This window comes from Pseudoalteromonas galatheae (genome assembly GCF_005886105.2).
Lineage (GTDB): Bacteria > Pseudomonadota > Gammaproteobacteria > Enterobacterales > Alteromonadaceae > Pseudoalteromonas > Pseudoalteromonas galatheae.
Genome location: NZ_PNCO02000001.1, coordinates 3,286,674 through 3,306,485, shown reverse-complemented (window position 1 = coordinate 3,306,485; position 19,812 = coordinate 3,286,674). Strand labels below are relative to the sequence as shown.

Genomic DNA, 19,812 nt, shown 5'->3' with positions numbered 1-19,812 from the left:
ATATGTTAAAAAATATCTATGTAAAATGTCTGACTTTGTTTGTAGCCTTGATGGCTACTGCATTGGTTCAGGCGAAAGAAGTGGACTCAAGCGATCCATACAAAATGGTAGAGCAAGTTGCGGCGCAAACTTTTCAGCGTGTTACCAAAGATCAAAGCATCATTGCAAAAGACAAAGAACACCTACGTGTGATCGTTGAAGAAGAGCTCTTGCCTTACATTGATTACAAATATGCCGCGTATCGTGTACTAGGATCTTATATTCAGACCGTCCGCAATATTGAGGATAAACAAGAGAAAGCAGCAGCTGTTGAGCATATTAAAGAGTTTATTGAAGTATTCAAAAATTACTTGGTAGCGACTTATGCTGGCGTGTTTACTCAATATAAAGATCAGAAAGTAGAATTTGGTGAGCATCGCCCATTTGAGAGCGAGGGCGTGGTGGTTGTTAAGACCAAAATTGTAGAGCCTGGAAAGCCTGATATCAAAATTGACTTTAAGGTTAGACGTGGTCAAGACGGCGATTGGCGTGCTTTTGACATGATGGCGGAAGGCATTAGTTTACTCGATGCCAAACAATCGGAGCTACACGGTATTTTGCGCCAGCAAGGTATTGAACATGTGATCCAACTGTTGGATAAAAAGAGCAAGCTACCAGTGCAATTTAGAGGGGATGATGGTGACGCCTAATATTTCATTCACCGAAAGTAAAGGTGAAATCGTGTTAACTGGTGAACTTACGAGAGCGAGTTTGCCAAGCGCACTGAAACAGTCAACCATCGTTCAAGTGTTGAAAAATGCACAATCAACCGTCTATTTTAACCTTTCTGAGGTGACAAGGGTTGACACTGCGGGCTTAGCTTGGTTAATTCACTCTTTAGGTCAATTGAAACAGCGCGACATTCGTCTCGAGCTGAAAAATACGCCTGAACAACTGCAAAATTTAATGGAGTTGGGACAGGTGACAACCCTATTTGAGTGAGTCTAATGGAAACAAATCAAGTCGAAACTTTATTAAAAGATGCGCTATCACTTGACGAGATCATCGTCAAAGCTAATGGTAGTCACTACGAAGTCATTGCTGTTGGAACGTGTTTTGACGGATTAAGAAGGCTGAAAAGAGAACAGCTTATCTATGGCCCACTGATGGATACTATTAAAGACGGCACTATGCATGCTGTTAGCATCCGTGCATTCACACCTGATGAATGGCAAAAAGAGCGCAAATTTATTCTTCCACAATAACGGAGTGCCGCAATGGATCAGTTTGTTATCCAAGGTGGCACCACTTTAGCCGGTGAAGTCACTATTTCCGGGGCTAAAAACGCAGCCCTACCTATTTTATTCGCCGCTCTGCTTGGTGATGGTAAAAGCCGTTTTTCTAATGTACCGCACTTACGCGATATTGGTACCACTGAAGCTTTATTAAAAACATTAGGTGCTGCAGTTGAGTGGGATGGTGATATCTTAGAAATCAATGGTGCCACGGTAAATAGCGTGCTTGCACCTTATGAGCTCGTTAAGCAAATGCGTGCGTCGGTCTTGGCGCTAGGCCCATTAGTTGCAAGGTTTGGTCAAGCTCAGGTTTCACTGCCAGGAGGTTGTGCTATCGGTGCTCGTCCTGTCGATCTGCATATTTCTGGCCTTGAGAAAATGGGTGCTAAGATCAAAGTTGAGAATGGTTACATCCATGCGGTAACTGAGGGTCGTCTGCGGGGCGCCGAGATCTTTATGGAAACCGTCAGCGTTGGTGCTACTGAAAACTTACTGATGGCTGCAACCCTCGCCGATGGTAAAACTGTGATAGACAATGCTGCGAGAGAGCCTGAGATTATTAACTTAGCGGAATGCTTAGTTGCTATGGGTGCCAAGATCAGCGGTGCAGGCTCCAGCCGAATCGAGATCGAAGGCGTTGAACGTCTCAACGGTTGCGAGCATAAAATCCTTCCAGATCGTATTGAAACGGGGACCTTTTTAGTTGCTGCGGCAATGGCAAAAGGCGAAGTACTCTGTAAAAACACGAATTATCATAGCCTTGAGCCTGTACTTGAAAAGCTACGAGCTGCTAATGCTATTGTTGAGGTAAGTGAAGACAATATTTATGTAGATATGCGTCAACGCACTTTGAAAGCCGTTAATATCAAAACCATGCCACATCCAGGTTTTCCAACAGATATGCAGGCTCAGTTTACTGCATTAAATGTGGTGGCTGAAGGGAGTGCGACAATCACAGAAACTATCTTTGAAAATCGCTTTATGCATGTGCCGGAGCTACAGCGCATGGGCGCAAATATTCGTTTAGAAGGCAACACAGCAATCTGTGGTGAGACTGAATCGCTATCAGGTGCTCAGGTGATGGCAACCGATTTACGCGCATCAGCGAGTCTTATATTAACGGGAATTGTTGCAACGGGCGAAACCGTTGTCGACCGCATCTATCACGTTGATAGGGGTTATCAGAAGATAGAAGATAAGCTAAGTCGTTTAGGTGCAAATATAAAACGCCGTAAAACCTAAGCTTAATTAAGTAAGTTAGTATAAAAAACGAAAAAGCGTCCATCTGGACGCTTTTTGCTTAACCTTTTTGCCTAATATAACCCTGTTTCGAGTTCAGCGACTTCCACCGTAATGGTGAGGCGCTGCCCCCCTCTGAGTACTTCAAACTCGAGTTTTGTACCAGGCGCGGTATTACCTATCGTCTTTAATGTCCTCTGTGGATTAGTCACAGGCTCTCCACCTACTTTAACGACAATATCGTGTTCTTTCATACCTGCTTGCCATGCAGGGCCTAGTGGGTCTAATTCGCTCACCGCAAGGCCGACAATTGGTGTGTAGAGATCCGTTACGCTTTTACCTGTATTGTCAACTGGCGTGCCTCTGAAGCCGAGATAACCTCGGATCACTCGGCCATCCATAATGAGTTTATGCATGACATCCAATGCAAGGTCATAAGGGATTGCAAACGAGATACCTTGAATATCAATGTTCAAGCGCGTGCGAAATTGTGCAGAGGTAATACCAACGAGTGCACCATTAGAATTGACAACGGCACCACCGGAATTACCAACATTAATTGCCGCATCCATTTGCAGTAAATTATTGAACTGGCTTTCCGTAAGTGTTTGTTTACCTGTAGCACTGATAATACCTTGCGTAATGGTTTGTCCAATGTTCAACGGATTACCAATTGCGAGCACCACATCTCCAACACGGGGCGAGTAATCATGATCGATAGGAATGACTGGCAAATTCTCTGCTGGAATTTTTAATAAAGCTAAATCCGTAATGGTGTCAAAGCCAATTAGTTGCGTATCGCTATACTGGCGGCCATCAGGAAGAAGCACAATGATTTGATCAGCATTGTTCACCACATGATAGTTTGTCAGTATGTAACCGTCTCGGCTCATAATAACACCAGAGCCAAGCTCTCTAACCGTACTTTGGCGCTGATATCTTGGTTGATTGCTAAAACCCTCGGAAAAAATCGTCACGACCGCTGGAGCGGTTTTTTCTACTGCATCAGCAAAACTCATATGGTGGGCCTGAATATGTGGGGCCTCAAGCTTTGGCAGGTTTTCCCTTAATTCAGGATTAAACCAAATGATGATAAAAGCGATCCCAAGCCCGGCAAGCAGCGGTGGAAAAATGAATTTAATTAATTTGAACACAAGAGCTTATATTTATCGTTATCTGATACTGTTAATAATGACACAAAAAAAAACACAGCGACAAGTTTCGCTGTGTTTCATTTTAATATTTCTCGATTTCGTTACTGAATGAGGTAGAAAACCGTTTCACGGTCACGCTTAATCCCAAGCACAATATTGCCTTTGATACCGTCGATAAGCTTAGACATATCTTTGACGCTAGTAACGCGTTTTCGATTCACTTGCATGATCACATCGCCCTCTTCAAGTCCAACACGTGCTGCTGGTGAACGAGGTTCTATAGATGTGATAACGACACCTTCATTGCCGTTGCGCTCGCCACTCTCTAGTACCGCACCTCGTAGGTTTGGATGTACGTCCTCAGCGTTAGCCTGTTCTTCTTGCTTGCCACCAAGCTCCACGTCGATAAATTTGGTCTTGCCATCACGGTAGACGCCAAGTCGCACTTCACGACCTTCACCCATTGTCGCCACTTTACCGTGAAGTTCATTAAAGCTCTCAATTTCGTCTCCGTTTAGGCTGACAATAACATCATTGGCTTTCAGGCCGGCTTTGTCCGCTGCTGAGTCTTCAACTACACGCATGACATAAGCACCACGTTTAACTTCGAAACCTTGCGCTTTAGCTAGACCAGCATCTAGGGTACGGCCTAAAATACCTAATGAGCCACGGCGAACTTCGCCATACTCGACAATTTGGTCCACCAGATTTTTCATCATGTTTGACGGAATAGCAAAGCCGATCCCTACATTTCCACCAGATGCACCTAAAATAGCAGTGTTGATACCAATGAGTTCGCCGTTTAAGTTAACCAAAGCACCACCTGAGTTACCTTGGTTGATTGCCGCATCTGTTTGGATAAAGTCTTCATAGCCTTCGATATTCAGGCCGCTACGACCTAGTGCACTGATTATCCCTGAAGTGACTGTATGACTTAAACCAAATGGGTTACCAATAGCAACGGAAAAATCACCCACTCTCAACTTGTCTGAATTAGCGAGTTTGATTTCTGTTAGGTCTTCGCCATCGATTTGTAGTAATGCGATATCAGATTCGGCGTCGCTACCGATTAATTTAGCCTCAAACTCTCTGCCATCCTTCAGAGTGACCAGCATTTCGTCTGCATCATCAATAACGTGATTGTTCGTAACCACATAGCCTTTATCTGCATTGATAATGACACCTGAGCCGAGGCCACTAAAAGGGCGCTTTTGACTACGTGGTTGCGGTTGTCCAAAGAAAAAATCGAAAGGGTCGACGCGACGACGCACTTCTTTAGCGCCTTTTACTTGGATACTGACAACGCCGGGGGCTACTTTTTCCAGCATGGGTGCTAGCGTTGGCAGCTGCTGGCCGTCTACGGCAACAGGAAGTTTGGCCATGCTTTGCTGCGGTAACAGCAATAAGCTAGAAGAGAGTAAAGCGGCCGATAACAAAGATAGTTTAAATTTCATAGTCGTGAAGTACTCCGCTATTAGCGTTAATATAGGTCATAAGAGGCTGATAACTAGCCTCTTATTAGTAATCAATAACTTCTTTTAAAGACTATGGGGTCGACAAAAAGTTTCATCAAGAGGCTTTAATTTGCTCACTTTCTTTTTTTTGACCAGAAAATAACCCAGTTTCACCTTCTGCATAATCACTTGGTGGCGCCTCAAAGCTTGGATCTTGCTTACGTCTTCTCTCTGGACGTGCTTGTAGAGAAGCTTGTAGCTGTTCTGTGGTCTCTTTCGAGAAAAAAGGCTCCGCAGGATGAGATGGGCGATCCTGTGTAAGTAGCTGATTCGTTTCTTCCACGTGGGTAAGCAATTGCTGATAGCTATCTTGCATTTTATTTACCAGCTTTTTGGTGCTAGATAGGTGATCTGATACATCTTGACGATATTGCTCAAGGTCGTGTTTAGCTTGTTGTGCTTGCACTTCTAACTCATGGTGTTTGAACTGCTTTTTCGTTACAAAGCCACCTAAAAAGAATGCAGCAATGGCAACAATAATCAGTAATCCAAGCCAAGTAACGGTAGTCATATGTTTCTCCCTGTGTGCCTCAACGGCAAATAAAATTAAAACTCTGTTAGAGTTAAATATACGCTGTGAATACAGTCGTGTTAATATAACCTACAAACAAATCGTAAAAAAATATTTAAGTCGATGACGCCTTGGGAAAAATATCAGCAAGACCTACAACGTGATGATTTTCAATATGACAGTGCGCAAGAAAATGCCGTAAAGCATTTACAGCGACTGTATGACGACCTTGTCAATCAGCCACCAGTCAAACAAAGTTTCTTCTCACGCTTGTTTGGCAAAGTTGAGCAACCAAAAGTGAAGGGTTTATACTTTTGGGGTGGAGTAGGGCGTGGAAAAACTTATCTAGTTGATACTTTCTACGATGCGTTGCCGACGGAGCGCAAAATGCGGGTGCATTTTCACCGCTTTATGCATCGTGTTCACGCAGAATTGAAAAAGCTCAAAGACATAAAAAATCCGCTGGAAAGCATTGCCGACACTTTTAAATCAGAAACTGATCTTATTTGTTTTGATGAATTTTTTGTCCAAGATATCACCGATGCCATGCTACTTGGTGGATTAATGCAGGCGCTGTTTGAACGTGGAATCGTATTGGTAGCGACTTCTAATATAATCCCCGATGAACTGTACCGAAATGGGCTCCAGCGAGCTCGATTTTTACCTGCCATTGAGTTGGTAAAGGCCAATACTGAGGTTGTTAATGTAGACTCGGGTATTGACTATCGTTTACGTACTTTGGAACAAGCGGAAATTTTTCACAGTCCGCTTGATAAGCAAGCGGATGAAAACTTATTCGATTACTTTAACAAATTGTCTCCAGAGCCGGGTACTGCTGGCCAAGCAATCGAGATTGAAGGTCGGATGATCCAAACTCGAATGGTGTCTGACTGTATCGTTATGTTTGACTTTCCTGCGCTATGTGAAACCGCTCGTTCGCAAGTGGATTACATGGAAATCAGCCGGTTATATAACACTGTTATCTTGTCTAATGTGAAGCAAATGGGCCAGCAAAACGATGATGCTGCAAGACGTTTTATTGCGCTTGTGGATGAATTTTACGAGCGAAATGTGACGCTTATCATCTCGGCGGCGGCGCCTATTACTGAACTTTATACCGATGGCACACTGAATTTTGAGTTCAAACGCTGCATAAGCCGTTTGCAAGAAATGCAATCCCATGAATATTTAGCAAAAGAGCACTTAGCCTAACGGCAATTACTTTTCTGTTAAGAGGACTTGTTCGACATGGGGTGGTAAACATCGTATTTGAATAAGTCCGTTTCACGCATACGTCATCGTTTCGTTGGATTTTTTGCCTTTTCGATTTTTTTCGAAATTCTTCAGATTTTCTTGTAGAAAAAAGCACCAAGCGCTGGTTTTCACCCAGAAGGCTTGCTATAATCCGCGGCCTGCCACGTTGCGTTCTATTGCCCTCGTCGGCTTAGCCACTGACTTGAGCGGCATAAAAGTCTTAAACTCGAAGGGGTTAAAGCAAATACAAGTAGAGCGGTAGTCCAAGGACTGCCTGTGGTTTTAAAATTGAAAACTTTGGATTTTTATAATGAAAACGTTTGTTGCTAAACCAGAAACTGTAAAACGTGACTGGTACGTAGTTGACGCTGAAGGTAAAACTTTAGGTCGCATCGCTACTGAAATCGCTCGTCGCCTTCGCGGTAAGCATAAAGCTGAGTACACTCCACACGTTGACACTGGTGATTACATCATCGTAATCAACGCTGAGAAAGTTACTGTAACTGGTAATAAAACTCAGGACAAAATGTACTATGCTCACTCTGGTTACCCAGGTGGCCTTAAGTCTATCAACTTTGAGAAACTTCAAGCTAAAAAGCCTGAAATGATCATCGAGAAAGCGGTTAAAGGCATGTTACCTCGCGGTCCTCTAGGTCGTGAAATGTTCCGTAAACTTAAAGTTTACGCTGGTAACGAGCACAACCACGCTGCACAGCAGCCTCAGGTTCTAGACATTTAAGGAGCACTATCATGGCAAATCAATACTACGGTACAGGTCGTCGTAAAAGTTCAAGTGCTCGCGTATTCCTACGCCCAGGCACTGGCAACATCGTAATCAATAAGCGCTCTTTAGAAGAGTTCTTCGGTCGTGAAACTTCTCGCATGGTTGTTCGTCAGCCTCTAGAGTTAGTTGAAATGACAGAAAAGTTTGACTTATACATCACTGTTGCAGGTGGTGGTACAACTGGTCAAGCGGGTGCTATCCGTCACGGTATCACACGTGCACTAATGGAGTTTGACGAGTCACTACGTCCAACTCTACGTAAAGCTGGCTTTGTTACTCGTGATGCTCGTAAAGTTGAGCGTAAGAAAGTTGGTCTTAAGAAAGCACGTAAGAAGACACAGTTCTCTAAGCGTTAATTTATTACGTTTCAAGAATTCAAAAACCCAGCTTATGCTGGGTTTTTTGTTTTTAATACTGTGGAACTCAGCAATTGGAGTAAGCTTGTTCTTGAGATTTCCTTCAATTTCGCTCAAAAATATCGCATCGAGTTAAAAAAGTTCAATAAATATAATAATTAGTGCAAATCGAGCGGTAACTTGGCGGTTTTTTTTGCTACAATTGGCGGAGCAAGTAGAAAGACCTGAGATCCAGTCATGCGATTTGGTGCGTATCCTTAGTCGGGGGTTGATCTTAGTCAGTATATTGTTGTGTCAGACGCGATATCATGAATACGCGGTTTCATGCTCGAAGTAATCATAGATGATTATCTGCGGGTTTATTCGGGCATGGATCTGGAATAACCTTGTTTTAATCAAGGTATTTATTTATGATCGCGTCTATTTTGTAATTTCTTAAATTAACCTGCTGTAACTGATGTTCTCAATATAGCAAGTGTTGGGAATCAAGTGGAGATAAGTGGATGAGCAATGCGCCTGTAGACAACAGCCGACGTCGCTTTTTAACTATCGCTACCTCTGTTGTAGGTGGCGTTGGTGCGGTTGGAGCTGCTGTTCCTTTTATTGCGTCCTGGAATCCAAGTGAGCGAGCTAAATCTGCAGGTGCGCCTGTAGAAGTAGATATCAGCAAACTTGAGTCTGGACAACTTATTCGTGTTGAGTGGCGAGGCAAACCTGTTTGGATTGTTAATCGTACACCAAAAATGCTAGAACAAATGAAGCAACACGAAGACCAACTTCGTGATCCTAACTCTGAAGAGCCACAACAGTTGGCGTCTGCGCAGAACGGTTTTCGTTCTAAGCGACCTGAGATCTTCGTCGCTGTTGGGATTTGTACTCACTTAGGATGTTCACCATCTTTCCTTAACGGAAGTTTTGGCGAAAAAGTAGAAGGCACTGATAGTGGTTTCTTCTGTCCTTGTCACGGTTCGAAGTTTGATATGGCGGGTCGCGTATTCCAAAACGTACCTGCACCTCTAAACTTAGAGATCCCACCGTATACCTTTATTGACGACACTACTATTTTGGTAGGTGAAGAAGAAGGGGTTGCATAATGTCTGTAAATGTAGATAAAGCAGAAAATACGGGCGTAGTGGGCAAAGTTGTTGATTGGATCGATGCTCGTATTCCAATGACTCGCGTCTGGAATATGCATATTGCTCAATACCCAGCGCCAAAGAACTTTAACTTCTGGTACTTGTTTGGCTCACTCGCCATTTTAGTATTGGTAAACCAGATTGTGACTGGTATCTGGCTGACTATGAACTTTGTTCCTTCTGCTGAAGGTGCCTTTGCATCAGTAGAATACATCATGCGTGATGTTGAATATGGTTGGTTATTGCGATACTTACACTCCACTGGCGCGTCCGCGTTCTTCGTGGTGGTCTATCTCCATATGTTCCGCGGTATGATTTATGGTTCTTACCAAAAGCCACGCGAACTTCTATGGTTGTTTGGTATGTTTATCTTCTTAGCGCTAATGGCTGAAGCATTCATGGGATACTTACTTCCTTGGGGCCAGATGTCTTTCTGGGGTGCTCAGGTAATCATTTCATTATTCGGTGCAATCCCTGTAATTGGTGATGACTTAACGCTTTGGATCCGTGGTGACTACGTTATTTCAGGTGCAACGCTTAACCGCTTCTTTGCACTACATGTTATTGCCCTACCATTAGTACTGGTTATCTTGGTATTCCTTCACATTGTTGCACTTCACGAAGTAGGATCGAACAACCCAGACGGTGTTGAGATCAAGCGTAAGAAAGGCTCTGTGGCTGAGGAAGACAAACCTAAATTTAAATTCCATGAATACTACACTGACAAAAAAGATATTGTGGATGCAATTCCATTCCACCCTTACTACACAGTAAAAGATGTCTTAGGTGTTGCTGGCTTCTTAATTTTCTTCTGTGCAATTGTTTTCTTCGCACCAGAAATGAACGGTTTCTTCCTTGAAGCGCCAAACTTCGAAGCAGCAAACCCGCTGAAAACGCCAGAGCACATTTTCCCAGTTTGGTACTTTACGCCATTCTATGCGATCCTTCGTGCAATCCCTGATAAGCTAATCGGCGTACTTGCGATGGGTGCATCAATTGTAGCATTGGCACTATTGCCTTGGATTGACCGTGGTTCTGTTCGTTCGATTCGCTACCGCTGTGGCTTCCATAAGTTGAACATTGCTCAGTTTGTTGTCACTTTTGTTATCCTTGGTTGGATTGGTGCAACACCGCAAACTGACTTTAAAACGCTATTGTCGCAAATTACGACAGTAACTTACTTCATGTTCTTCGTATTGCTATTCTTCTACAGTAAAAATGAGAAGACGAAGCCACTACCAACGAGGTTGACGAAATGATGAAAAAGCTAGTAATCGGTTTATTCGCATTGTTGCCAACGTTATCGATGGCAGCGGGTCCATCAGTACCTTTGATGGAAGCAAATAATGACCTAACAGATAAAGCATCTTTACAGCGTGGCGCTAAGTTATTTATGAACTACTGCCTTGGCTGTCACCAGATGCAGTATCAGCGTTATGAGCGTACTTTCCGTGATATTGGTATTCCAACAGATATTGGTCAAGAAACGCTTATTTTCGATGGTTCTAAAGTGGGTAGCCATATTAAAAACTCTATGGCGAAAGATGATGCAGCAAAGTGGTTTGGTGCTGCTCCACCAGACTTAACACTTATCTCTCGTGTTAAGTCACCGGACTACATCTATACTTACTTGAAATCATTCTATAAAGATGAGTCTCGCCCATTTGGTGTAAACAACATTGTTTTCCCATTGGTGGGCATGCCTCACGTACTACAAGAGTTGCAAGGCTTGCCAACTCCAATCACTGAAGAGCATGAAGTTGAAGTGGTTGAAAATGGCGAAAAAGTCATGAAAACCGTCACCAAAGTTGTCGGTACTGAAACAGATGGTAGTGGTGAGATGAGTGTTGATGAATATGACCAAGCAGCACGTGACCTGACAAACTTCTTAGCTTATGTAGGTGAGCCTTCTCGCCTGGAGTCAGAAGCTTTAGGTATTAAGGTTATTGGTTTCTTAGTTATCTTCTTCATCCTGGCATTCTTCTTGAAGAAAGAATACTGGAGAGATGTTCATTAATTTGAATATTCAAAGGTAATTTTTGCAATAGGGGCGTTCGCCCCTTTTGCTGTTTAAAGTGATTTAATTACTTTTAGTTTTTTAATGGAGGTAGGCATGGCCGTTGCTGCCAATAAGCGCCCTGTAATGACACTTTTTTCTGGGTCAAACTGTATGTACAGTCACCAGGTACGTATCGTACTTGCTGAGAAAGGTGTAAGTGTTGATATTCATCAGGCTGAAAAGGACAACTTACCAGAAGCTCTACATGAGATTAACCCGTATGGTACTGTTCCTACGCTAATCGATCGTGAGCTTGGTTTGTACCAAGCGAATATCATTATGGAGTATCTAGACGAGCGCTTCCCGCATCCTCCTCTGATGCCTGTATATCCGGTAATGCGTGGTCGTAGTCGTTTGATGATGCACCGCATTGAAACTGACTGGTATTCACTTGCTGAAAAGGTTTCTGCGGGCGGTGATGAAGCTGCACAAGCTCGTAAAGAGTTAACCGAAGCTCTACTAGCTGTAGCACCTATCTTCAATGAAGCACCTTACTTCATGAGTGAAGAGTTCAGCTTAGTAGATTGTTATTTAGCTCCACTACTTTGGCGTTTACCACAGCTTGGTATTGAGCTGAATGGCGCCGGTAGCAAAGAGCTAAAAGAATACATGCTACGTTTATTTGAGCGTGACTCATTCCAAGCATCGCTAACTGATGCTGAGCGTGAGATCAGATCGTAATGACGTCTAATCGTCCTTACTTACTACGCGCTTTTTACGAGTGGATTGTCGATAACGAATGTACGCCGCATTTAGTGGTGAACGCGGACTTCCCCTCGGTACAGGTTCCAACACAGTTTGTGCAAGAAGGGCAGATTGTGTTGAACGTAAGCCCATCTGCTGTGACGAATTTCTCTATGGATAACCAAGCACTGAGCTTTAATGCTCGGTTTGGTGGTCAGCCAATGCAAGTATACGTACCTAACGGTGCGGTATTGGCTATCTATGCCAGAGAAAATGGTGAGGGCACGGTATTTACACCTGAAGAAGAAGTCTTTGAAGATGAAGAGCTAGATTTGGCGGAAGAGACTGAAGTCTCACAAGCGCCAGAGACTAAGCCTGAACCTGAAAAGAAAAAAGGTTCTCACCTTCGAGTGATAAAATAAAAAAACCTGCGAATGCAGGTTTTTTTATGGCTATACATTATTGGTATCATATGTACTCAAAGGCTTTAATCACACGTTTTACACCATTAATATTCCTGGCGATTTCTACCGCGGAGTTTGCTTCTTGCCTAGAGACTAAGCCCATTAAGAACACTTCTGCATTCTCGGTAACGACCTTAATATTTGCACCATTGACCTCGTCGGCAGCGAGTAATTTGGTTTTAACCTTAGAGGTCAGCCAAGTATCATGTGTTTGCGTTGTGATACCTATATTTGAGCTTATTCTTAACTGGTTATGTACCTGCTTAATCCCTGCAACGTTTTGTAGCGCACGCTCAGCTTCCGTTTTCATTTCTTGATTGGTGACCTGACCAATCATTAGTACTACGCCATTAACACTCACCAGTGTGATGTTGGCATGATCTGCAAGGCGCTTAATCTCTTTGATAGCAAGCGTGCCTTTAATCTCGATATTGTTATCGTCAATTTGCGCACCGATAGTGCGCCTATCATTTGCAGCAGAGACCGCACCGGCTGTACCAGCAACTACCGCAGCAGCACACCCTTGTAGTAACAAGATGGCGGCAAGTAAAGAGGTTATTCTCATCATTATACTTCGTCCTGAGGGAATAAAATTGCGTCGATTAGCTCACTTAAACAGTGAGTATTGAATAGTTGTGACTCGATTATCCGGCTTGGGCGTTTACTTGGGATCCGGATCTCGACATCTTGTGGGCCTAACAGACCGGTTATTTCACCACCATCATCGCCAACTAGCGCGATGACTTTCATATCTCTAGTAAGAGCCGCTTCCACTGCGCCAATAACCGCCTTTTCTTGCCCGTTTATGGCATACGCCACCAGCAAGTCACCTTGTTGCGCAAATGCGCGTATTTGTTTGGCAAAACGCTCTCTGGCTTTGCCATTTTCTGGTGACGCTAAATTATATTGCTCATTCGTTAGTGCAATCGCGGGCAGACATGGGCGTTCTGTTTCGTAAAAGTTGCTTAAGATGGTTGCGAAGTGGTGCGCCAACATATGATTACTTGGCGCGCCGCAGCAGATGATTTTATTGCCATTGATCAGGCTCTGAGCCATAGTCATCGCTGCGGTTTCTAGCGCTTTAGGCAATACTTCGCCTGCCGCTATCTGCGCTTGAATTGACTCTGTAAATATAGATTTTATAGATTCTTGCATGCTAAAAAATATTTCTAATCCAGTTTATTTCAGGGGGATCGGCCCCTTGAATGGCAACAAAGTCGACTCTAAGTTGCGTGTTATGCAAATTTTGCTGTGCTAAATAATTATAAATACTACGCTTTAATCTTTGAAGCTTAGTTTTTGATAGTGCGTTAATTGCGCCACCAAAGTGGCTGCTATCGCGATACTTTACTTCAATAAACACTAAGGTTTGCGACTCTCGCATAATCAGATCTATCTCTCCGTATTTACAGAGATAGTTTCTGGTGACGGGGGTTAATCCTTGTTTTACCAAGAATTGCTCCGCAATCAACTCAAAATGCTCGCCCTTACTCCGTGTGTTGCTAAATAGTCCTTTAAACATCCAGATATCCTATCTGATCAAAGAGTCTCCCACAGGTTTCTCTTGTTGCATAAATAATGGTAGTGGAGGCTGTTCATCCAAGCTCACCAAACGAATTTGTTTATTACGATATTGTGCCCAACTGAGCTTTCGCACAACATCACTGCCACCGCGTATGCTGAGCTGGCCGGTTAAGCCATCAAAACTTTTACCCGAGAGCCAAGCTAGTTGCCGCAGCTCTGGGATTAAATTGGTAGCGTCATATGCCATCGCGAACAAGCGCTGTTCTAAATCGGCCTGTTCAGGCCATAAAGATTGATAGGTATCTCGAAGCGGTGCTTTTTCAACAGCACCCGGCAGCATCCAAGGTTGCTCGGTAAAATAAAGCCCTTCTAAATCCCCCTTATCAGTGACATCGATTTGCTTACTATAACTGCGAGAGCTCGCATACAATGGGATCCGGTCGGCAAACGTACTGACATTGACGTCTAAATAAGGCTTGAGCAATCGGGTTTCCATAGCATCGCCAAGAATATAGATGGCATCAATGTCGCGTCTAGAGCGTGTTTCGCTTTTGACCTCTTTACGAAATAGGCTCTTAATGACGCGAGTACGTGACTTTGAAGCGTCCACCTCTAAAATATCGGTAATGACATCCGCCATATTTTTACTATTAGTGTAATAACCTACTTCCGGCTTAGTCTCACTATAGCGTTTCCAACCTTGATCAAAATGCTCAATCAACCGCTTACCAGAGGCATTTGCTGGAGCCAGTAACATGGGCTTTTTATAGCCTTTAGCAAGAAAGTGCTTCATTGCTTGCTCGACTTCATGCTCAGGGTTAAGTGCAAAAAAGTACTGTTCACTACTGCTAGGCGTAAGCGTTTCGCGTGCATTTAAAAACAAAGTTGGGTAAGCCGCAAAACCTTTATCTGCGAGTAGTTTTTCAACGTTGGATTTTAATAATGGACCAATGACAAAATCGACATTTGCCTCAGCAAGTTGCGTTACTATTTCAGATTCGGATGCCATCTCATCAATGAAGAAGACCTCTTCAATCATCCCTTCGTCAGTAGCAGCCAAGAAACCATTTTTAAGCGCTGTACCGAGTCGCTCGCTCGCACCTGATTGTGGTAACAACACCGCAAGTCTTTTAACTTGGTAAGGTTCAAGCGCAACCGCGCCTTGTAAATCTTTAGGCAGCAAAGCAACCGCAGGGTGATTAGTAAAACGACGACGCCAATTATTCATAGCTTGGTCGAGCTGGACGCTCGAACCCAAATAAATTTGTTGATACTTAGCTAGCGTCACCCAACCACGTTGTAAAACAGAGCCAGAATCAAAGCGCTCAAGGGCGTAACTTGATAGCTGTTGTAGCGCTAGCCAAATCTCTTCGTGTAACCCGGCCACCGCTAAGTTATGTTCATTGGCAATATCGGCCGCTTTAAAGTACTCAACCAACGCTTTTTTTGGTAGTTGCTGCGAGGCATAAATACTACCCAGTAAATACTCATACCAAGCTTGGTGCTCTGGGGTGTTGAGCCTACCCTCTAGCGTGTTTAGGATAGCTAACGCATTGGCATACTGCGACAATTCTTTGCGAGCAAGTGCGATATATAATTTGTTTTGAATGTGATCAACACTGGCTTTAGCTTCCATCGCTAAACCAATTTGCTCTAACATTTGCCAGTCTTTTTCTAAGATAGCAGCGTCTCTGGCTGCATACAGCAATTGGATTTTGGCAACGCCTTCTTTACTCTGCGCCCTTGCAAATAACGACGCGGCATTGTCATCCGATTGGCTAACGGCTTTAGTTGTTTTAGTTTCTTGGGGGGATTTGGTGACATTTGTGCTTGTACTACAAGCGGATAACCCCGACAATATGGCAACTAAAAGCGCTATCTTTTTAAACTGCACAGGCAAACCTTCTTTTTCACGACTGAGTGGATATCTTACTGACTGATATTGGAGAGCTCAATGGCTAATCTTCACAACGAAAACAAAATCGGCACCCTACATATTGTAGCGACACCAATAGGTAATTTAGATGACATCAGTGAACGTGCACTGAAAGTGTTAAGTCAGGTCGATTTAATCGCTGCCGAAGATACGCGCCACACCGGTAAATTATTGAGCCACTTTAGCATTAAAGCAAAAACTTTTGCACTGCATGATCACAACGAGAAGCAAAAAGCGCAGCAAATTTTAGATTGGTTAAACGAAGGTAAAGACATCGCGCTAGTATCTGATGCGGGAACGCCGCTTATCAGCGATCCGGGCTATGCCGTGGTAAACCTGTGCCGTGAAGCAGGTGCTACCGTCACTCCCGTTCCTGGCGCGTGTGCCGCCATTGCTGCGGTGAGTTGTTCCGGCTTACCAACAGATAAGTTCCAATTCGTGGGATTTTCACCAGCAAAAAGCCAAGCGCGTCAGCAATTTTTTAAAGATGCAGTCGCCTCTGGCATCACGAGTATCTTGTACGAAAGCACCCACCGCATTATGGCGAGTCTAGAAGATATGAAAATCGCGCTGGGCGAAACACAACAAGTCGTTTTTGCTAAAGAACTGACCAAAACCTACGAAACCTTTTTCAGTGGCACGGTTACCGAGCTCATTGAGTTTTTAACCGCAACGCCTGAAAAGCAAAAAGGTGAACTGGTGTTGATGCTACCCGGTGAACAAAGAGATGAACAAGCATTAACGCCAGAAGCGAAAAAGCTGATTGAGTTACTAGAACCAGAAATGCCATTGAAAAAGGCCTGCGGCGTAGCAGCTGAATATTTAGGGCTAAAAAAGAACGCCTTGTATAAGGCTATCATTGCTGAGCGAGAAGCGTAATACACGCAATTTATCGCGTGCGTTATTGCATTAAAGTGCGTATAATCGCCCGCCTGAGTCAGCCGGATAATCGCTGCCTGTGACGAAAATGATCAGGGGGAGGAAAGTCCGGGCTCCAATGGGCAGGGTGCCAGCTAACGGCTGGGGGGCGTGAGCCTACGACAAGTGCAGCAGAGAGAAGACCGCCTAAGTCCTTCGGGACCGGTAAGGGTGAAAGGGTGCGGTAAGAGCGCACCGGGCCACTGGTAACAGTTGGTTGCAAGGTAAACTCCACCCGGAGCAAGACCAAATAGGGTTCCTTATGGTGTGGCCCGCATCGGAACCGGGTAGGTTGCTCGAGCCTAGGAGCGATCCTAGGCCTAGACGAATGATTATCGATCTCCTTCGGGAGTGGACAGAACCCGGCTTATAGGCTGACTCACACCTCAAGCGTAAACATCCCAACATGAGATGTTTACGCTTGAGACTTCCACTTTATCACCTCACGATTACCTTGTTAAAAACGCCATTTATTTGTATATCCCACCACTTTTCGTTAATTTATTTACTAATTTCACTTGTTGGGTTTATTTAATACACTGATAAATAATAATTTTTAAGATTGGTACAATACTTGGAAAGATAGAGCCATCTCTCAAACGAAAATGAGTAATGGAACTATCATGTACAAGAACAACAAAGTCTTATTATCAACCATTTTATGGTTTGGCACGCTACTGTGGTCGGCATTATTTTCATCCTTAGTGAAGGCTGAGTCGATAGACAAGCTGATCAAAACTCTCATGAAAGAAAGGCATATTCCGGGCTTACAGCTGGCCGTGGTTAAGGACGATAAAATCATTAAGCAAGGAAGTTACGGTTTTGCAGACTTACAGCATCAAGTGCCTGTAACTGAGCAGACGTTATTTCCGATTAACTCGATGACAAAGGCGTTTACCGGTGTTGCGATTGTACAGCTCGCTGAACAAGGTTATCTAAATATTGACGATGAAATTGGTAAGCACTTACCCGATTTACCAAAGGCTTGGCAGCAACTCAAAATTAACCAATTAATGGGTCACACCACAGGTCTGCCGCCGATCCTAGCATCAAATTATGCCCTAGAAACCATTGTACCGAATGATGCGGAAGCCTCATGGCAAGCAGTGCAAAAGCAGCCTCTTCAATTTACACCTAACTCGCGTTTTCGTTATAACCAAACCGGCTATGTGATTTTGGGTAAAATCATTGATAAATATACACCGGAAGAGTTTCCTGCTTTTATTACCAAGATGCAGTTAGCACGTGCCAATATGCCAAAAACCGCGCAGGCAGGTTTTGATTATCTTGAACTTATGGTGCCAAATCAGGCTCGCCAATATATTCATTTAGGAGAGGGGAATTACAAAAACTTTTACGGCGAATTCCCTTATATGTTGAGAACCGCAGCGGGAATGAGTTCAACCGCAACGGAACTAGCTAACTATGTTGTATCACTACAACAAGGCGAGCTGGTTAAAGAGTTAGATATGCTATTGACGCCAGTTAAGCTGAACAACGGGCGTACAGAAGCCTTTAACAACAAAGAAAACGGTTATGCAATGGGCTGGCAAGTGGTTCAGCGTAAATATCACCCAGCAATCAGCGCAAGCGGTGGTAATGCGACTACAGTGATCACCTACCCTGAAGACAAGGTTTCGGTGATTGTGCTTACTAACCTGTTGGGTGGATTACCCATTGAGTTTGTTGATGATATTGCCGCTTACTATATTCCCAACTTTAACGACGCTAGTAAGCAAAAGGCCTACCAGCCGATGGCGTACTTAAAGCAGCTTACAGATAAACAAGGCTTTGCCGACTTTGCGGCTATGTTTGCAAAAGCGCAGCAAGATACCGGTGTAATGTATGATTTAGAGATCTTGGTGGAGTGGGGCAATAAGCTTGTTGAAGATGGCCAAGTTAATAATGGTATCGAAATCTTTAAATTTGCGCTGACTCAAAATAACGAGCAGCCATATTACCATAACAGCATCGCGCAAGCGTATGAGTTAAACAAGCAGTATGCGCAAGCACTGGCGCACTATCAGCAGTTACTTGCGATAAACCCAAACAGTCAGTTCGCAAAAAATAAAGTAGCGGTAGTGAAGGAGTATCTTTAACTCACCATAAGACTGTGAAGGCAACCTAAACAAATCGAAAGCCGCAAGTTCAATTACTTGCGGCTTTTTTGTATTTAACCTGAGGTTTGGATAAGAAATGAGCTAACTCATTGCTTTTAAAATCACAGTAAATTATTTCCTTGTCTAGCGCAAAAACAGGCTGCTAGAAAGGCATAAATTATCCGAAGCTCAGGCTATTTACTATTGGCAATAAATTACTATCTATACTTAACGAAGTATTAGAAGCTGCGGTATACTACGCAATCACCTATTTGAGCTATGTACTGCTATAGATAGTTAGTGCAGCTCGCTGATAGCAAATTTGATTGAGAAAGTCATACCATGAGCCAACAACCAACTCCACCCTTAGCGCCACAAACACCGAACCACTGCGTTGATGCCTTTCGCCGCTTTAGCGTTGCACCCATGCTGGATTGGACTGATTTATAAGTAAATACCTGTTCTATTGATCGTGAGGGTGATTATAGGGGTCTTTTATGCCTCTAAGGTGATGAGCAAATCAATAAAGTGATAAAAAGTTAAACTTTAAGCCTTATTTCCTCTTATCGATATTTATCTTTAACTAAAGCTGTGCTAACAATAATACTGAAGGATCAAAATGATTGCTTTAACCAGTATTTGTATGTAGAATCCGCGCGCATTAGGTTGGGTCGTGTTTCTTCAGCATATTTAGGAAAGTCAATGATGAATAATAACTTAGAAGTTTTAAAACATGGCTCTACCAATCCAAAAGCAAAAAAGAGTGATACCACAAAGGTAAAGTGCTTTTCTTCAGCCTATAACAAAAAACGTGAGTCTCTTGCGAAAGAAAAAGTATACAAAGCAGCTAATAACTTGAATTGGTAATTTTTTTGTTATAGTAATGTTCTTAGAAATACTATCAAG

The 19,812-nt window shown here is 43.4% G+C and carries 22 protein-coding genes and 1 other RNA gene; 16 read left to right on the top strand and 7 right to left on the bottom strand.

Going from position 1 to position 19,812, the window contains the following annotated elements; genetic code table 11:
• Window positions 1-2: 2 nt before the first annotated feature.
• From CWC29_RS14680 to murA, 4 genes are read left to right on the top strand one after another with little or no spacing between them, the layout of a single operon-like run.
• Window positions 3-689, top strand: coding sequence for an MlaC/ttg2D family ABC transporter substrate-binding protein (locus CWC29_RS14680; RefSeq protein ID WP_128727586.1), 687 nt, complete (start codon window positions 3-5; stop codon window positions 687-689).
• Window positions 676-981, top strand: a complete 306-nt coding sequence (locus CWC29_RS14675) for an STAS domain-containing protein (RefSeq protein WP_010376680.1) — start codon at window positions 676-678, stop codon at window positions 979-981. The genes CWC29_RS14680 and CWC29_RS14675 overlap by 14 nt, the downstream gene beginning before the upstream one ends.
• Before the next feature lie 5 nt (window positions 982-986).
• Window positions 987-1,244, top strand: a complete 258-nt coding sequence (locus tag CWC29_RS14670; RefSeq protein ID WP_128727587.1) for a BolA family protein — start codon at window positions 987-989, stop codon at window positions 1,242-1,244.
• Between the two features lie 12 nt (window positions 1,245-1,256).
• Entirely contained in the window at window positions 1,257-2,516 is a 1,260-nt protein-coding gene (gene murA / locus CWC29_RS14665; protein ID WP_138521427.1) for a UDP-N-acetylglucosamine 1-carboxyvinyltransferase, read from the top strand.
• A 71-nt stretch (window positions 2,517-2,587) separates the two neighbouring features.
• Here murA and CWC29_RS14660 read toward each other — a convergent pair whose 3' ends face one another.
• The 3 genes from CWC29_RS14660 to CWC29_RS14650 form a co-directional block, all read right to left on the bottom strand.
• On the bottom strand, window positions 2,588-3,667 hold the full coding sequence (locus tag CWC29_RS14660) for a trypsin-like peptidase domain-containing protein (protein WP_128727589.1): 1,080 nt from the start codon (window positions 3,665-3,667) through the stop codon (window positions 2,588-2,590).
• Window positions 3,668-3,768: 101 nt separating this feature from the next.
• Window positions 3,769-5,121 (bottom strand): DegQ family serine endoprotease, encoded by a 1,353-nt coding sequence (locus tag CWC29_RS14655; protein WP_128727590.1) that lies wholly within the window; start codon window positions 5,119-5,121, stop codon window positions 3,769-3,771.
• A gap of 115 nt (window positions 5,122-5,236) precedes the next feature.
• Window positions 5,237-5,692 (bottom strand): YhcB family protein, encoded by a 456-nt coding sequence (locus CWC29_RS14650; RefSeq protein WP_128727591.1) that lies wholly within the window; start codon window positions 5,690-5,692, stop codon window positions 5,237-5,239.
• A 123-nt stretch (window positions 5,693-5,815) separates the two neighbouring features.
• Between CWC29_RS14650 and zapE the strand changes: the two genes are divergently transcribed.
• The 8 genes from zapE (at window position 5,816) to CWC29_RS14610 (ending at window position 12,387) form a co-directional block, all read left to right on the top strand.
• Window positions 5,816-6,904, top strand: a complete 1,089-nt coding sequence (gene zapE / locus CWC29_RS14645) for a cell division protein ZapE (RefSeq protein ID WP_138521425.1) — start codon at window positions 5,816-5,818, stop codon at window positions 6,902-6,904.
• Window positions 6,905-7,256: 352 nt separating this feature from the next.
• On the top strand, window positions 7,257-7,685 hold the full coding sequence (rplM, locus tag CWC29_RS14640; RefSeq protein ID WP_010376694.1) for a 50S ribosomal protein L13: 429 nt from the start codon (window positions 7,257-7,259) through the stop codon (window positions 7,683-7,685).
• Between the two features lie 8 nt (window positions 7,686-7,693).
• Window positions 7,694-8,086 (top strand): 30S ribosomal protein S9, encoded by a 393-nt coding sequence (rpsI, locus tag CWC29_RS14635; RefSeq protein ID WP_161568695.1) that lies wholly within the window; start codon window positions 7,694-7,696, stop codon window positions 8,084-8,086.
• A gap of 503 nt (window positions 8,087-8,589) precedes the next feature.
• Window positions 8,590-9,180 (top strand): ubiquinol-cytochrome c reductase iron-sulfur subunit, encoded by a 591-nt coding sequence (gene petA / locus CWC29_RS14630; RefSeq protein WP_095728873.1) that lies wholly within the window; start codon window positions 8,590-8,592, stop codon window positions 9,178-9,180.
• A complete protein-coding gene (locus CWC29_RS14625) occupies window positions 9,180-10,481 on the top strand; it encodes a cytochrome b (protein ID WP_128727593.1) in 1,302 nt (433 codons plus the stop codon). Before petA ends, CWC29_RS14625 begins: the two co-directional genes overlap by 1 nt.
• Window positions 10,478-11,239 carry a cytochrome c1 gene (locus CWC29_RS14620; RefSeq protein ID WP_128727594.1) on the top strand — a complete coding sequence of 254 codons (762 nt, stop codon included), beginning with the start codon at window positions 10,478-10,480 and terminating at the stop codon, window positions 11,237-11,239. Before CWC29_RS14625 ends, CWC29_RS14620 begins: the two co-directional genes overlap by 4 nt.
• Window positions 11,240-11,335: 96 nt before the next feature.
• Window positions 11,336-11,962, top strand: a complete 627-nt coding sequence (gene sspA, locus CWC29_RS14615) for a stringent starvation protein SspA (protein ID WP_095728872.1) — start codon at window positions 11,336-11,338, stop codon at window positions 11,960-11,962.
• Entirely contained in the window at window positions 11,962-12,387 is a 426-nt protein-coding gene (locus CWC29_RS14610; protein WP_128727595.1) for a ClpXP protease specificity-enhancing factor, read from the top strand. Before sspA ends, CWC29_RS14610 begins: the two co-directional genes overlap by 1 nt.
• 46 nt (window positions 12,388-12,433) lie before the next feature.
• Here CWC29_RS14610 and dolP read toward each other — a convergent pair whose 3' ends face one another.
• Genes dolP through CWC29_RS14590 form a run of 4 tightly spaced genes read right to left on the bottom strand, consistent with a single transcriptional unit; the run spans window position 12,434 to window position 15,847 of the window.
• Window positions 12,434-13,000, bottom strand: a complete 567-nt coding sequence (dolP, locus tag CWC29_RS14605; RefSeq protein WP_128727596.1) for a division/outer membrane stress-associated lipid-binding lipoprotein — start codon at window positions 12,998-13,000, stop codon at window positions 12,434-12,436.
• Complete coding sequence (locus CWC29_RS14600) at window positions 12,997-13,584, bottom strand: SIS domain-containing protein (RefSeq protein ID WP_010376705.1); 588 nt, start codon at window positions 13,582-13,584, stop codon at window positions 12,997-12,999. Before CWC29_RS14600 ends, dolP begins: the two co-directional genes overlap by 4 nt.
• A gap of 1 nt (window position 13,585) precedes the next feature.
• Window positions 13,586-13,951, bottom strand: a complete 366-nt coding sequence (locus CWC29_RS14595) for a YraN family protein (protein WP_010605918.1) — start codon at window positions 13,949-13,951, stop codon at window positions 13,586-13,588.
• Window positions 13,952-13,960: 9 nt separating this feature from the next.
• Entirely contained in the window at window positions 13,961-15,847 is a 1,887-nt protein-coding gene (locus tag CWC29_RS14590; RefSeq protein WP_138521423.1) for a penicillin-binding protein activator, read from the bottom strand.
• A 60-nt stretch (window positions 15,848-15,907) separates the two neighbouring features.
• Here CWC29_RS14590 and rsmI point away from each other — a divergent pair, with 60 nt between their 5' ends.
• From rsmI to CWC29_RS14565, 4 genes are all read left to right on the top strand, one after another.
• Window positions 15,908-16,768: a 16S rRNA (cytidine(1402)-2'-O)-methyltransferase gene (gene rsmI, locus CWC29_RS14585; protein ID WP_017219056.1), complete on the top strand. Its 861-nt coding sequence runs from the start codon at window positions 15,908-15,910 to the stop codon at window positions 16,766-16,768.
• 54 nt (window positions 16,769-16,822) lie between these two features.
• An RNA gene (gene rnpB, locus CWC29_RS14580) (RNase P RNA component class A) lies at window positions 16,823-17,193 on the top strand.
• A gap of 237 nt (window positions 17,194-17,430) precedes the next feature.
• Window positions 17,431-18,906, top strand: coding sequence for a serine hydrolase domain-containing protein (locus tag CWC29_RS14575; RefSeq protein ID WP_138521422.1), 1,476 nt, complete (start codon window positions 17,431-17,433; stop codon window positions 18,904-18,906).
• A gap of 702 nt (window positions 18,907-19,608) precedes the next feature.
• Window positions 19,609-19,773, top strand: a complete 165-nt coding sequence (locus CWC29_RS14565) for a hypothetical protein (RefSeq protein WP_167815439.1) — start codon at window positions 19,609-19,611, stop codon at window positions 19,771-19,773.
• Window positions 19,774-19,812 lie beyond the last annotated feature (39 nt).

Excerpts from the sequence above, each read along its gene's own strand:
- CWC29_RS14680 (WP_128727586.1), top strand. The coding sequence starts at position 3 with ATGTTAAAAAATATCTATGTAAAATGTCTGACTTTGTTTGTAGCCTTG.
- CWC29_RS14675 (WP_010376680.1), top strand. The coding sequence starts at position 676 with ATGGTGACGCCTAATATTTCATTCACCGAAAGTAAAGGTGAAATCGTG.
- CWC29_RS14670 (WP_128727587.1), top strand. The coding sequence starts at position 987 with ATGGAAACAAATCAAGTCGAAACTTTATTAAAAGATGCGCTATCACTT.
- murA (WP_138521427.1), top strand. The coding sequence starts at position 1,257 with ATGGATCAGTTTGTTATCCAAGGTGGCACCACTTTAGCCGGTGAAGTC.
- CWC29_RS14655 (WP_128727590.1), bottom strand. The coding sequence starts at position 5,121 with ATGAAATTTAAACTATCTTTGTTATCGGCCGCTTTACTCTCTTCTAGC.
- CWC29_RS14650 (WP_128727591.1), bottom strand. The coding sequence starts at position 5,692 with ATGACTACCGTTACTTGGCTTGGATTACTGATTATTGTTGCCATTGCT.
- zapE (WP_138521425.1), top strand. The coding sequence starts at position 5,816 with ATGACGCCTTGGGAAAAATATCAGCAAGACCTACAACGTGATGATTTT.
- rplM (WP_010376694.1), top strand. The coding sequence starts at position 7,257 with ATGAAAACGTTTGTTGCTAAACCAGAAACTGTAAAACGTGACTGGTAC.
- petA (WP_095728873.1), top strand. The coding sequence starts at position 8,590 with ATGAGCAATGCGCCTGTAGACAACAGCCGACGTCGCTTTTTAACTATC.
- CWC29_RS14625 (WP_128727593.1), top strand. The coding sequence starts at position 9,180 with ATGTCTGTAAATGTAGATAAAGCAGAAAATACGGGCGTAGTGGGCAAA.
- CWC29_RS14620 (WP_128727594.1), top strand. The coding sequence starts at position 10,478 with ATGATGAAAAAGCTAGTAATCGGTTTATTCGCATTGTTGCCAACGTTA.
- sspA (WP_095728872.1), top strand. The coding sequence starts at position 11,336 with ATGGCCGTTGCTGCCAATAAGCGCCCTGTAATGACACTTTTTTCTGGG.
- CWC29_RS14610 (WP_128727595.1), top strand. The coding sequence starts at position 11,962 with ATGACGTCTAATCGTCCTTACTTACTACGCGCTTTTTACGAGTGGATT.
- CWC29_RS14600 (WP_010376705.1), bottom strand. The coding sequence starts at position 13,584 with ATGCAAGAATCTATAAAATCTATATTTACAGAGTCAATTCAAGCGCAG.
- CWC29_RS14595 (WP_010605918.1), bottom strand. The coding sequence starts at position 13,951 with ATGTTTAAAGGACTATTTAGCAACACACGGAGTAAGGGCGAGCATTTT.
- rsmI (WP_017219056.1), top strand. The coding sequence starts at position 15,908 with ATGGCTAATCTTCACAACGAAAACAAAATCGGCACCCTACATATTGTA.
- CWC29_RS14575 (WP_138521422.1), top strand. The coding sequence starts at position 17,431 with ATGTACAAGAACAACAAAGTCTTATTATCAACCATTTTATGGTTTGGC.
- CWC29_RS14565 (WP_167815439.1), top strand. The coding sequence starts at position 19,609 with ATGATGAATAATAACTTAGAAGTTTTAAAACATGGCTCTACCAATCCA.